The following is a 13,773-nucleotide window of genomic DNA, read 5'->3' as shown; positions in this document are numbered from 1 at the left end:
ACTGATGTAAGACAAATAAAATACCAGGTGCTTTTTACAAAGATAGACGTTTTGATTTTTCTAAAAATATACTATGTTACTTTAAGGAATTAGTGCATTTACTTTGAAGCAATTTCATGAAAAGTAAGTGCTCCGTTATCTTTCACCGTCATTTGAGTAGGTTTTTTGATTTTTAATCAGAAAGCTTTTTAAGGTTTTTGAAAACAGATAATGACATAATGCGATGATTCCGCCTGTGAAATCTGCAATTAAATCAAAATCTGTATCCAATAAGCTAGGTTGATTTTTTATTTTTGGTTTAAATAGTACGTCTTGTGAAAATTCAATGATTTCATAAAACGCACCTAATGCTGTTGAGAGGATGATAAAGAAAATAATGACGAGTCTTTTTTGTGTGATATTTACCTTTGCAAATTGTTGAATAATATAAAATGCCCATAGTGTCATTGCATATGTTCCAAATACGTGCTGAATGCGGTCATAAAAAGCGGATGTTACATACCAATTAAGTAATTCCCCAAAAAAACCATTGCTTATTATCGCTAGGATTACAACCAGGCGAACATAAAAAGGGATTACCCATTTTTGTTTAAATTCAAAAATCATATATACGACCCAAAAAAGAAGATCAGACAAAGCAATTCGCATATATTCGAAATTTTTTATCATAAATAGTCCAATAATACAGGCAGATTGTAAGATAATAAAAATTAAATCAAGGATCAATCTTTTACGTGAATCCTGTTTCATCTATATCACTCCTATGAGCCTCGAATATTATTTTCTTTTTCGCTCCTAAATGAGATGAGGGTCGTTTTTAATGAAGCATAGGATCCGATAGCAGCATAGCCATAAAACCATCCCATAAAAACACCTGCTAGCAAATCGTGGCGATGACTTATAAAGATTGAAATACTTAATCCTAATATAAGGGCAATTGTTGGGACATACTTTCTTTTTACTTTAAGAAAGACTTTTATTAGTTGTGTAATGAGCATCACAATTGGAACCGCAATTACAGCATCCCAAAAATTTGTATGAATTGTCGGAAAGTCCATTTTAAGCACACCTTTTTACAAGTATTCTTCTTACGCTCAATAAATCTTACAAAAACCAAGAATATTTAAAAAACAGCCTTAAATTAAAAAGACTGTTAAAGCATTGATAACAGTCGTGGTAATGAGAAAAGTATGGAGGAGCTAAGTCCTTTGGATCTATTTATTAGAATGGATTAATAATAAGTTTTTATACAACAGGGATAAAGCGGCTGGTCTCTCAAATTAGAAGATTTAATAAATGAAAAAAACGTAACGGATTAAATCATCCATCACGTTTTTAAATTTAAATAGTGAAATTTCTACCCTTAATTCGTTCGCTTTCAAAAAACACTAACATGACCCTCTAATGATCACTTCTCCGTTGTAAACCTTTTTGATCGGAGTTTGTTTACTACCATTCATTTTCCTAATGACATGATCCACTAATTCAGTAGTCATCTCCTGAATGCAATTGCTGATCGTCGAAATTTGCGGGCTTGTTACCAATGAAATCGGGTGATTATCAAATCCAATAATCGAAAAATACTGCGGAATTTGAATGTTATTATTAACAGCCGATTTAATTAATCCAGCGGCAACGAAGTCACTGCCAGCAATTATCCCTTCGATTTCTAGATGCTCATGAAAGATTTTTTCACCTAGTTTGATTCCATCCTCTATCGTTGATATGTGATTGAAAAGAAAGTCTTTATTGTAATTCAATCCCTTTTTATCGTGAGCTGAAATAAACCCCTTTAACCTTGCTTGCTGTAAAGGAGAATCAATATAATCTGAACAGAAGCCAAGCTTTGAAATGCCTTTATTGAGAAGGTATGCTGTTGCTTTCATTGTTACCTCTTCCTCATTTAAACAAAATACATCAAAATATGTTCCGCTGTAATCTTCATTACAGGCAATGACAAGCTTATTTTCCGTATACGCTGCGACTTCCTCCTCAGATAATGTAGAGGAGGAGGCTAAGATGATCGCATCAAACTCATTTCTTTGCAGCTGTGTGTATACGTCTATTTCTATCTGTTTGCTTGAAAAGGTTTGATGTACGACAGTTTTGAATCCTTTCGCATAACAAGCAGCAGATAGATAACTAACTAGCTGACTAAAATAAGGATGATTTAAATTAGGGACGAGTATAGCTATACTCTTTGTTTGCTTTTGCCGTAATTGTTTTGCTAGGGAATTCGGAACATATTGATGCTGTTGCATAATATTTAATACTTTGCTTCTTGTTTCAGCTGATACATGTGGATGATTGGAAATCACCCGAGAAACCGTTGATTTAGAAACACCGCTTAGTCGAGCGATATCATAGATTGTGACCATTTTGCACCTCGAAAAAAATTATATTGACCTGGGACCGATACCAGCAATTATAGTTTAAAAAAGTAAAAATTGGGGTGTTGAATAATGAATATTAAGCTGAAAAAACCTTTTTCTAGCTCTCATAAAGTGAACTATTTACTCTTTTTTGATTTTGACGAAACGTATTTTCCGCATTCTTGTACAGATGAATTGTTAAAGCATGTCTATGAATTGGAACAATATCTAGAAAACCTTGCACAAAAGCATCATGTAAAAATCGGTTGGGTAACCGGAAGTGACCTCAATCAAATTATGCAAAAAATGGAGCGGGCAAATATGTCGTATAGTCCCCATTTTATCGCAAGTAACTTAGGTACAGAAGTATATAACGTTAATGAAAATGGAGAATTGGTTACTAACGGTGAATGGGAAAAGAGATTAAGGAAAGCTGCCTTCTCAAACGAAAACGTAAATGAATTAGTCAGAGAATTGTATAATCAATATAAAATAGAGCTTATCGAGCAAACGCAATTTGGCCAAAAACGTACGAAATGCAACTATTATTATTTTGAAAAGTCTGTGACGAAAAGTGAATATGATTTAAAGATTATTCAACATTTAGCGAAAATGAACGGGATAGGAATAAATATAAATCGCTGCAATCCAAAAGCAGGAGACCCTGAAGGAGCATTTGATGTTGATTTTATCCCTCTTCATACTGGAAAAAAAGCAATCGTAGAGTTTATGATGAAATACGATCAAGTTCCTTACGATAACACTTTTGCTTTTGGAGATAGTGGTAACGATGTTGAAATGTTAAAAACAGTAAAGCATGGCTATTTATTAGGAAATGCCACTGAGGAAGCTAAAGGCTTGTATGATAAAGTAACGATATCTCATTATTCTGAAGGAATATTAGAGGTACTAAAAAAATGTTTAGTTAATAGTTTAAATTAAATATAGGTTTAAAGGTTACGTTGCGGTCTGTATGAACTTTCGATTGTAATGGGGAATACAGCAACTATAGGAAGCTAAACATCATAACGAAAACAATACATCAAAAAAGACGCCTCTTAGTAGAAGCGTCTTTTTTATATAGAAACAAATGTTCGGTTTGTAGGACAATTAAATAAAAAGGGTATATATTCGATTTTCATATTATTAGTATAAACAATTCATAATTATAAGTCTATATCTTTTAAGGAAAATGCTTTAATATTTTTTGTACTTGGCCGAGAACTTAGTGTGTGCACACTGGAAAGTACGATATGCATTATGAGGAGGATTTTTGTGCAAATACGATTATGGGACAATAATTTGAAGGTTCGGTTAATCGGAGAGGGTATGTTCAATATGCTTTTTTGGATGTACTTTCCATTTATTACGGTGTATTTTAGTTATGAACTAGGCAATAGCATTGCGGGCATCTTGATGACAGTCCCACCGATTTTTAGCGCGATTGGAAGTCTGCTCGGTGGAGGGTTAACTGATCAATTTGGTCGGCGACCTGTCATGCTTTTAGGGGCATTGCTACAGGCGGTGATGTTTATCTTGTTTGCAGTGTCACCATCCCCTTGGATTGATTACATCGCATTCATTGGCATCGGATTTGGGGGAGCGATCTATCGGCCCGCAAGTTCTGCGATGGTGGCTGATTTGATTCCTGCTGAAAATCTTCGGGAGGTATTCGCAACGTTTGCAACAGCTAATAACATTGGTGCCGTACTCGGTCCAGCCCTTGGAGCGATTTTTTTCTTTCAATATCGGCAAGAACTGTTATGGACCTGTGCAGTTGTATTAATTCTTTACTTTATCACGATTTATTTCATCGTTCATGAAACAGTGGCACAAACGAGAGAGAAAAACTCGAAAATAAGCAGTGTATTTAAGGAGCAATGGAAAGGGTATGGAATTATTTTCCGTGATAAAGTATTCTTGATTTATATTTTGGCGGGGATATTTGCCCTTATTCCGATTATGCAGCTTGATCTCTATTTACCGATCTATATTATCAACCATGTACCAGCGCAACAAATTTTTGCTTGGGAGAATGGTTCCTTCTTGCTATCAAGTACAGATATTTTTGGCTGGCTAGTCGGGTTTAACGGCCTTTTGTTCGTATTGTTTATTCTGCCGGTAACGAAATGGTTTAGACGCTGGAAGGAACGGGATGTATTCATCCTTTCATCGCTTTTGGCCGGTTTCGGTACATTTTTTGTCGGATTAAACTCGAATATTTGGTACTTATTTTTCGTAACCATTATCTTTACGTTCGGTGAAATTGTGCGCTCTCCAGTGACACAGAGCTTTATTAGCCGCTATGCTCCTGAACACGCGAGAGGCCAGTACATGGGTGCTGATAGTCTGCAAAATACGATTGGGAAGTTTCTTGCACCATTCATGGTGTTCCTATCAAGCTGGGTACCGCCTATTGGGGTTTTCAGTATCATTTTGCTGTTCTCCTTCGTCAGTATCATCCTATACATTCATTTATTTAAAAAATATGAAGAAAAGCCGGTGCACCATGAGATGTAAATTTATAAAAAAGGAGGAAGAAAAATGGACAAAAGTGGAATGTTTGAGGATTTTAATTTTAAATTGATTGTGATTGATGCTTTATTAGATAAGGAACCGATTTTTCATGAGGAGCTAACAGCATTAATTAATAAGTACGAAGATGATTTTGAATGGTATTCTGGGGCTGGCCCGATTGCTGAAATAAAGGAATATTTAGAAACGCTTCATTTGGATTCAACTGATTTGGATAAGATAGACTCCCTTTGCTTTGATGGCGGGAATGAAATCTATCATATTCTTAAGCCAGATTGGGATGGGGAGGATGATCTGTTTGATGTCGTATCTGTTGAAGGATTTCAAAATCTAAAAAATTTAAAAATAGTTGATTATATTTCAATGTGTGACCCCAAAGTGTTAGAGCCGTTTGAAAAGGCGGGAATTGAAGTTCAGTATTAATGAGTGGTAAGTGATGAAACTGTTTAATAGTTTTTGAGATTTAAAGATAGTAAAAGCATCTTCCTTTGTGAAAACATGGACTATTCCTAAAGCTCCTATTATTTTATCTAGTTCAAGGAATTAAAGTTAATTTTTTTGGGAGGGCATCTATCGCTGAGTTGAACACTGATAGGTGCTCTTTGTTTTTAGGAACAGAGATTCTAAAATATCTCAAATTAAATATTCATAGTGTCTACAAAACAAGCAAAGTTACTTTTCTGAAATAATTCATTGTTCAACTACACTCCATTTGGTAAAATGATGTAAAAAATTGGTGGGATTCAGATGATTAACTATCCATTTTTAGAAAAACATGCAACGATAGGAGTTACAGCACCGTCATCAGGGGTAGAGCCTGAACTGCATGATATGTTTAAACTTTCGTGTCAGCGTATGAAGGCAAAAGGATTTCAGGTCGTTTGCGGTGAAACAGTTTGGACGCAAAAAAAGGCGAAATCCGCTCCTGCTCAAGTACGTGCAGCTGAGTTTAATGAAATGATGCGTGATGATGCGATTCATCTTATAATTCCTCCATGGGGTGGAGAATTGCTTATTGAAACCCTTGAATATATTGACTTTAAACATATAAAAAATAAGTGGATATTAGGTTATTCCGATACAAGTGCGCTGTTATTAGCGATTACCTTAAAAACTGGAACTGCTACTGCTCACGGAACAAATCTCGTTGATTTAAGAGGAGAATATTCAGATGATACGACTGCAATGTGGCAGAGAGTATTATCGACGAAGACAGGTGAAGCTGTCCTTCAGCATTCCTCGGCTAACTACCAAAAGGAATGGGATCATCAAAATCCATCTCCATGTGTGTTTCATTTAACAGAACAAACTTATTGGAAAGCTGTTTCTAACGAAAAGGTGATGATACAAGGCCGTTTACTTGGTGGATGTATCGATATAATAAGACATTTAATCGGCACGCCATTCGGTGATGTGAAAAAATTTAGAAACGAATATATAAATGAAGAGCCGATCGTGTGGTTTTTTGAGAATTGTGACCTGTCCACTACAGACTTGCGGCGGTCACTCGTGCAAATGAAGCTAGCTGGCTGGTTTGAGCAATGCACAGGTATTATGTTTGGCCGAAGCAGTGCGAATCCTTCTGTAAATGATTATACGACCCAAGATGTTTATCATGAGCTTTCTGCTGAGCTGAACATTCCGATTGTTTATGATATTGATTGTGGTCATGTTCCTCCACAAATGACCTTTATAAATGGTGCATATGCCGAGATTGAAGTTGAGGAAGGGAAAGGCTCTGTTCTGCAATGCTTTAAATAATGGCTGGCTATGCTAAAGCTTATCGGAGTGAATGTGTGAGACTCCTAGAAATAAACAATAAGATGAATAGCTCCTGTACAGAGTCTCTATTTATAGGAGGTAAAAATGAATGTATCGAAAATTATAGAAGTTTATCCAAAACCAAAGGAAATTGAAGTGAAAATTGATTTTACCTTTGATTATATTGCTTTTGATGATAGTGGAGAGGATATCTTACCATTTGAGGCTTACAAAAGGTATAAAAAGCGAGATACGTTAATTGCTGTGGCGAAAATTAAAAGCGACAGCTGTGAATCAGGGTATGGTTTTATTATCTTTGACGAGGAGTTAGAGGAAAGCGGTGTCGTTGATGTGAGTCTTTTTCAAGACGAGAACGCCATAGGTGATTAGCTATTTTTGCTAGTTTGAGAGCTTTAGTAAGAAGAAAAAGAATATTTAATATGAAGGAAGATTCGTGATGTCTTATACGTTAACATTAGAAATTAATCTTGCAGAATTGGCTAATCAACAGAAAGGATCCTTCTTTTCTGAAGTAAGTAAGTTCATTCCGAAAGAAGATTTCCAACCGTTTAGAAAAGCGGTAAGTAAAAGTACAGAGGTTTATACTGCATTAGATTACGAATACGACAAAATGCTGAATATGAGGAAAATCATTAAGCTATTGGATGACATGACGTCGAAATTTACAATCTATCAGGAAACAGAAAAGGAAAAAGTATCAATAAGCCTTCTTGACCTTGAATCGATCATAAAAGAGTTTAAGCTTATTCACAAGCTCCCTTATTTTAAATATCATCCTAATGTATATGAAAGTGGGAGTATCTCATACTATAAAGATATATGTGAGGTGTGCAACCGAGAGAGTTCCTTCTTTCATGAAGGCTTTTATGGTGAAAGTGACTTAGAAGAAATTTGTGTTCATTGTATTGCATCAGGGAAAGCAGGGGAGGAGCATGATGTTGAATTTAATAATCAAAACCCAACCTCCTTTGAGGATGCTCATAAAGTTGAGGAACTTCATTTAAGAACTCCTTCGATATTGTCATGGCAGGAAATATCATGGCTAGAACATTGTGAAGATTTTTGTGCATATGTTGGATCAGTTAATTGGGATGAAATGAGCCATCTTGAAAAAGAACTTCATGATGATTTAATGAAAGAAGCATCAGATTATAATCTCGAGCAGGAAGAGTTAAAAAAAGCGTTGAATACATATATAGTTGGTCATTTATTTACTTGCATTCATTGTGGCAAGCATCGATTAACGACAGATCTACCATAATATCAAAGTTTGCGGAGGTTGGGACAAAAGATTTTAAACATAAGAAAAATCCGAACTATAGTTTGGAATTCTGCTTTAAACTTCGTGTCTTTTTGTAAGTGGTAATACTTGTATACATTTACTAGTAGTCGTTCTGGTTGATTTCCGCTACAGTACTCGCTTTCCGCGGGGTGGGTGGTGAGCCTCCTCGGTGTAAACCTGCTTAGGTCTCACCTCTCCCACGCATCCCGCAGGAGTCTCGCACTTACGCTACAATCAACCTTAATAAAGTTTGTACAAAAAACCGACCTCTTCGTAAAGAGTCTTTTCTTTATAGTTTTTTGCAATAAGCAATGTTCGGTTTTCATTAGAAATATTTTCGTTATGTCCCACCCTCCTTCTAATCATATAGAGTTATAATTTGATTCGTCCTTTTTCGTTCATTCGCTTCGATACTTTTCCTCAAGTAGCTGTAGTTTTTCGCAAATATCCGGAGATAAATATTGTTTTGCCTCTCTATATAAATTATCAATGTTAAGCTTTTCATCCTCTGGTGGTAAATGACCATCCCACAAATCTTGAGGGAAATACCTTTCATTAGCCTCACAAGCACATTGATAAGTAAAATAATACAAAGTCCATATTAGTAAATTAGCGGGAACTTCATACTTTTCTTCAAGGCTGTAGATTGCAATAAAATTAAAGCATCCATATTCTACATCATCATCATTACACATTTCATAAATATCTTCCCAATTTATTTTTTTCCCTGTTAGCCATTCTTTCCCCATTTCGATCATCTTTTTGAATTTTTGAAACGCCTCTTTGTACTCGCTATCACTAAATTCTGTCTCTAGATATTTTCTTGTTTCATCTGCATACGCCAAGCATATTGCTACTCTACTATTAATGCTTGTTTCCATAATATCTCTCATATTTGCTAACCTCCCTTGGTCGTCTCTATTTTATTGATAAAAAATATCTTCTCTATCTTTTAAAATTTTAGAAGATTTATAAATTTGATTTATATAAACTATCAATTTAACTCTACTATTCTTTCTACTAACCTCTCAAGCTATATTCATAACTTTTAGTATTTTTTGTATAAAAATGTCATTATATAGCATGAGATTTAGAATTTTTGCTTATCAAAAAGATAGAGCGATTTAAATAAGTCGAAAGTTGTAGTCGGAAAATTCCCCTTTTTGTGACAAAAAGTTATCCGAATTTGAAATTTTCAACAGAAAAATTATGTAAAAAAGTTGAAGTTTTTGTAATATTAGTTCGAATTTCCCTTGTTTCGCTCGACAAATAAAATATATTATGGAAGTGTCAACGTATAAATATTTCCAATTACTTATATTGGTTGTATTTTCAGAATACAAAATGTTATTTACAGCAGTGATTTTCCCTTATTTAAAAAGGGTTATGGTACAAAAGTACCGCAATCAATTTAGGATTATTTATATGTCTTAAGTCTTTATTGATGTCGATTCCCCCCTCAAAACTTGTTTTTTTGAAAAATATTATCTAGGAAACTGATAGATATCAGTTAGTAGACAGTTGAGTGCATTTAAAGGAGGTGAGGATTTTTTGTATAGGAAGTCGAGTCTTTTTGTTGCATGATGGATTATCAGGCTAACTGTTTGCAAGGTAGATGAACCTTTCTACTAGTAAATGTGATGCAGGTAATTCTATCAAGTAATACATATTCAAGAAGAAAAGGTGCAGCAAAAGGCAAATTCTCCAACTGTCAAAGTAGATAAGTTACAACAGGTAAGTGCTAGTAAAAATCTTTCATTTTAATATTTTTATAAGTTTAGAGAATAGATAAAGTTTTCGCTAACTGAGTAAAAACTTAGTTGTTCTCAAGCTTTGTTACTGGCCTTATAAGATTCTATTCATAGTTGACAGAGGAAATTCAATATTGAGGGAGGGGGAAATATATTGAGATCAAAGTCGACAGTCAGTAAAATCTTTAAAATATTTTTAGTTTTTTTAATTGTTATCTCATATAGCTTAAATCAACCTCTTGGTCTTGGTCTCATCAAGACAGAGGCGGCTACTACAGATAATAATTGGCTGACGTATAAGCTTGATGGATTCTCCGGAGATACTGTAGATCAATTGTTTAATGTATTGGGTTCTGCTGATGTTCCGGATGGACAAAATTTTATACGATTAACACCTGCAACCCAATTACAAAGTGGAGCAGTCATTACGAAAAATAATTTCTGTCCGAAAGACAATTATTCTTTCAGTACAGCATTTTCATTTAAAATTGGTAATACAAGCCCTAATGGAGCGAGTGACGGATTCACCTTTACTCTTCAGGCTAACCAAACGAATCCATTAAATAATGGAGGGAGCTTAGGTATTTACGGTACCGCACCGAGTTTTAGTATCAAATACGATACTTTTATAAACTCCGGTTATAACGACCCTTCAGATAATAATATTGGACTTGCTGTAAATGGAGACCCGGTTAATAAGTCAGGTTGGTTTACAGATTTAAATCAGTATAATACAACAAATGGTACTAATTATGACTTGTCTAACGGAACTCAGTATTATACATGGATTGACTATGATGGTTTGAATCAAAACGTTCAAGTTCGATTAGGTACTTCTCCAGATAGAGCGAGTTCTCAAGTAGTGCTAGATGTAAATAGCATCAATCTTGATTCGATATTTAATGGGGCAAAACCTTATGCGAGCTTTACCGGAACTACAGGTTCTCCTAACTACGAAACACACGATATATATAATTGGTATTTCGTAAACCAATACGCACCTATTGATACGCTTAATCCGCAAAACGATTATAAACAAGCACCTAGCAGCTTGGAGTTAGCGGCATCAACGGATAATGGATATAATGCTACCGTAACTTTATTAGATCCATTAGGTAAACCAGTTCAGGGGGCATCTCTGGATAGTTTTACCTCAAACGTAGGGGAGCTAACAGGACCTAACGGAGAGGCTGTGACTGATTTAGTTTCAGATGCAGATGGAAAGATTCAAGCAGAATTGAATAAGGCTGGTCATAATCAGGAAGTTACACTTGCAGCTGCTTATGATTGCTTCACTGACTCTACATCTTTCACTTCTACAAACCAACCGCCAACTGCACCGGATGATACAAAAACGACTTCAGTAAATGAGCCGGTTTCAGGTCAAGTAGAAGGACAGGATCCAGATGGAGATAGCTTAACGTATCGTGCAGGTAATCAACAACCTAGTAATGGTACGGTAACTGTAAACGAAGATGGTACATGGACATATACTCCGAACAAGGACTATGTTGGAGACGATACATTTACAGTCATTGTAGATGATGGTTATGGTGGGACAGCAGAAGCAACAATCACGATTCACGTTACACCTACACCAATATTAGAGTCTAAAAAATCTTCAAGCATCGAAAAGAAAGCTGATGGAAATACAGATGCGAGTAATCCGGAAGTTGGAGATACATTACTATATACAATTGAAACTCGAAACACACTTGAAAATAGTTCGGTCACAAACTTAACAATCACCGATGATATTCCAGAAGGGGTAGAATATGTACCTGGAACATTGACTGTAGATGGTACAGCAGTGACTGATGCACAAAGTGATGATAAAGGTCATTTTGCAGATGGACAAGTAGTTGGTCAATTTGGCGATGTAACGGATACGGAATGGCATACATTGACATTCCAAGTGACTGTAAACGTAGATCAAGCTGGTCAAACGATTGCCAACACAGGCGTAGTAACAGGTGATAATATTACCACACCAGATAAACCAAACACACAAGTTACGATCAAGCCAGAAGGATCTACAAATGCATGTCCAGCACCAATAGCTTTGATTAATGGTAGCTTTGAGGAATTAGCATATTCGCCTGATGATCCAAGAACTCCTACTGGACCAGGGTGGACTGGTATCCAGGATGAATATATACCAGGATGGACTACAACCGATTCAACTGGTCGATTTGACATTTTTGTTAAAAGTTTAATGGATAAACTTCCAGATGGTGATCGTGATAAACACGAGGTTATTCATGGTCAGCAATTTGCTGAAATGAATAGTTTTGAGAACGCAACCTTATATCAAGATGTTCAAACTACTCCTGGACAAACCATTTATTGGCGCTTAGCTCATAAAGGTAGATATGGCGTAGACACGATGGCGGTGAAGATTGGTTCTAGTACAACTGCGCCAAATAGTCTTCCGAAGGTTCAAACAATGTCAACAGGTAAAGAGGCTTGGAAATATTATACGGGTACTTATACAGTTCCTGCTGGACAAACAGTCACGCGTTTTGGTTTTGAGGCAGTTTCTTCAGCTACGGGAGACATAAGAGCTGGTAATTTCATAGACGATATCTTCCTTGGCACTGAACCATGTGTTGTTGCGGAGAAAACAGTCTCACCAGATGGAGATGTTTTCGCTGGTGACGAGTTAACGTACGAAGTTAATGTGAAAAACAATGGCGGAGACGTTGCAGGAAATACAGTATTTGAAGATGCAATTCCTGAAGGTACTGAATATGTACCGGGCTCGTTAAAAATTACTAACGGAACAGGGACAGTTGAATTAACAGACGAAAATGACGATGATGCTGGTCAATTCGATGGAGAAAAAGTCATTGTTAAGTTAGGTGAGTTACCAAATACAACGAATTTACCTGACGGAATGACTGTTCAGTTTAAAGTTAAGACACTTGCAACAGATGCAAATAAAGTTGTTACCAACAAGGCGCTCATTAATTATGACAATTTATTAATAAATGAAAGCCAATCAACAGAAACAAATGAAGTAACAACTACGGTTTTACCAAAACCAGTAATTGAAGCATGTGCTAAACCAGTTGCATTGATTAATGGTGATTTTGAAAAGCCGGAGGGACCGGGTACCTATGATAACTCGGTAGCAGGTGGTGGCTATTACTATGCAGATACTGTTCCAGGGTGGAAAACGACTGATGTCAACCGTACACCAAGAGGAATTATTCAAATAATGGACCCTGCCCGACCGAGCACTATCCCTTCAAATACTCCGAATAAAGACAATCTTACGAGTAGATTTGGAGAATTAAATGCTGATACACATAGTATGTTATATCAAGAATTACCAACAACACCAGGGCAGACCATCTATTGGCGTTTAAATCATAGAGGTTGGAATGGTGTTGATACAATGAGTGTTAATATTGGACCAATTACGGCCGACCCATTCAATACCACACCAGAAATAAAGAGAATTTCAACTGGGACTACATGGAAAACTTATACAGGAACTTATACTGTTCCAGCTGGACAAACAATGACGCGTTTTGGATTTAAAGCAATTAGTACATCTAGTGGAGCTTTGGCATTCGGCAATTACCTTGATGACGTCTTCCTAGGAACAGAACCATGTGTTGTTGCTGAAAAAACAGTCTCACCAGAGGGAGAAGTAAACGCTGGTGACGAGTTAACGTATGAAGTAAACGTGAAAAACAATGGTGGAGACATTGCGGCTGATGCACTCTTTGAAGATGCGATTCCTGAAGGAACAGAATATGTTCCAGGTTCATTAAAAATTACAAATGGCACAGGAACAATCGATTTAACTGATGCCGATGACAGTGATGCAGGTCATTTTGATGGACAAAAGGTCATCGTAAAATTAGGTGACTTACCAAACACAACTGATTTACCAAACGGAATGACCGTCCAGTTTAAAGTAAAAGCATTAGTGAGTGATACGATTACTCAAGTCAAAAATAAAGCGCAAATTAACTATAAGAATTTGTTAACGAATGAAGATGAAGTAGTCGACTCAAATGAAACGACAACACCTCTTACT

10 protein-coding genes and 3 pseudogenes are annotated in these 13,773 nt (G+C 36.0%); 9 read left to right on the top strand and 4 right to left on the bottom strand.

The features are described from left to right. Positions 1 to 135 precede the first annotated feature (135 nt). The 3 genes from HU235_RS24170 to HU235_RS24160 all read right to left on the bottom strand — a co-directional run bounded on the left by HU235_RS24170 (position 136) and on the right by HU235_RS24160 (position 2,378). The gene (locus tag HU235_RS24170; protein WP_174881853.1) at positions 136 to 750 is read right to left on the bottom strand and encodes a hypothetical protein; all 615 of its coding nucleotides are present in this window, start codon (positions 748 to 750) and stop codon (positions 136 to 138) included. 11 nt (positions 751 to 761) lie between these two features. Further along, a complete protein-coding gene (locus HU235_RS24165) occupies positions 762 to 1,058 on the bottom strand; it encodes a hypothetical protein (protein ID WP_174881852.1) in 297 nt (98 codons plus the stop codon). Positions 1,059 to 1,388: 330 nt separating this feature from the next. Next, positions 1,389 to 2,378 (bottom strand): LacI family DNA-binding transcriptional regulator, encoded by a 990-nt coding sequence (locus HU235_RS24160; RefSeq protein ID WP_174881851.1) that lies wholly within the window; start codon positions 2,376 to 2,378, stop codon positions 1,389 to 1,391. An 84-nt stretch (positions 2,379 to 2,462) separates the two neighbouring features. Between HU235_RS24160 and HU235_RS24155 the strand changes: the two genes are divergently transcribed. From HU235_RS24155 to HU235_RS24130, 6 genes are all read left to right on the top strand, one after another. Further along, the gene (locus HU235_RS24155; RefSeq protein ID WP_174881850.1) at positions 2,463 to 3,314 is read left to right on the top strand and encodes an HAD-IIB family hydrolase; all 852 of its coding nucleotides are present in this window, start codon (positions 2,463 to 2,465) and stop codon (positions 3,312 to 3,314) included. Between the two features lie 333 nt (positions 3,315 to 3,647). Next, entirely contained in the window at positions 3,648 to 4,892 is a 1,245-nt protein-coding gene (locus tag HU235_RS24150) for an MDR family MFS transporter (protein WP_174881849.1), read from the top strand. Between the two features lie 24 nt (positions 4,893 to 4,916). Continuing rightward, positions 4,917 to 5,330 (top strand): DUF6892 domain-containing protein, encoded by a 414-nt coding sequence (locus HU235_RS24145; RefSeq protein ID WP_174881848.1) that lies wholly within the window; start codon positions 4,917 to 4,919, stop codon positions 5,328 to 5,330. 324 nt (positions 5,331 to 5,654) lie between these two features. Further along, positions 5,655 to 6,668: a S66 family peptidase gene (locus HU235_RS24140; RefSeq protein WP_174881847.1), complete on the top strand. Its 1,014-nt coding sequence runs from the start codon at positions 5,655 to 5,657 to the stop codon at positions 6,666 to 6,668. A 105-nt stretch (positions 6,669 to 6,773) separates the two neighbouring features. Beyond that, positions 6,774 to 7,058 (top strand): hypothetical protein, encoded by a 285-nt coding sequence (locus HU235_RS24135; RefSeq protein ID WP_174881846.1) that lies wholly within the window; start codon positions 6,774 to 6,776, stop codon positions 7,056 to 7,058. Positions 7,059 to 7,125: 67 nt separating this feature from the next. Beyond that, a complete protein-coding gene (locus HU235_RS24130; protein ID WP_174881845.1) occupies positions 7,126 to 7,950 on the top strand; it encodes a CbrC family protein in 825 nt (274 codons plus the stop codon). Between the two features lie 419 nt (positions 7,951 to 8,369). Here the strand turns inward: HU235_RS24130 and HU235_RS24125 are convergent, their stop codons facing one another. Then, positions 8,370 to 8,864 (bottom strand): Imm6 family immunity protein, encoded by a 495-nt coding sequence (locus tag HU235_RS24125; protein WP_233452419.1) that lies wholly within the window; start codon positions 8,862 to 8,864, stop codon positions 8,370 to 8,372. A gap of 1,012 nt (positions 8,865 to 9,876) precedes the next feature. Here HU235_RS24125 and HU235_RS25620 point away from each other — a divergent pair. From HU235_RS25620 to HU235_RS25610, 3 pseudogenes are all read left to right on the top strand, one after another. Beyond that, positions 9,877 to 11,682, top strand: a pseudogene (locus HU235_RS25620) (lectin-like domain-containing protein); the annotation flags it as partial. A 204-nt stretch (positions 11,683 to 11,886) separates the two neighbouring features. Further along, positions 11,887 to 12,714: pseudogene (locus HU235_RS25615) on the top strand (isopeptide-forming domain-containing fimbrial protein); the annotation flags it as partial. Between the two features lie 228 nt (positions 12,715 to 12,942). Further along, positions 12,943 to 13,773, top strand: a pseudogene (locus HU235_RS25610) (DUF11 domain-containing protein); the annotation flags it as partial.

Origin of the sequence: Metabacillus niabensis (genome assembly GCF_902829255.1) — a bacterium.
Taxonomy (GTDB): domain Bacteria; phylum Bacillota; class Bacilli; order Bacillales; family Bacillaceae; genus Metabacillus; species Metabacillus niabensis.
Note: the sequence above shows the minus strand (reverse complement) of the source record. Positions and strands in the feature narration are given on the sequence as shown.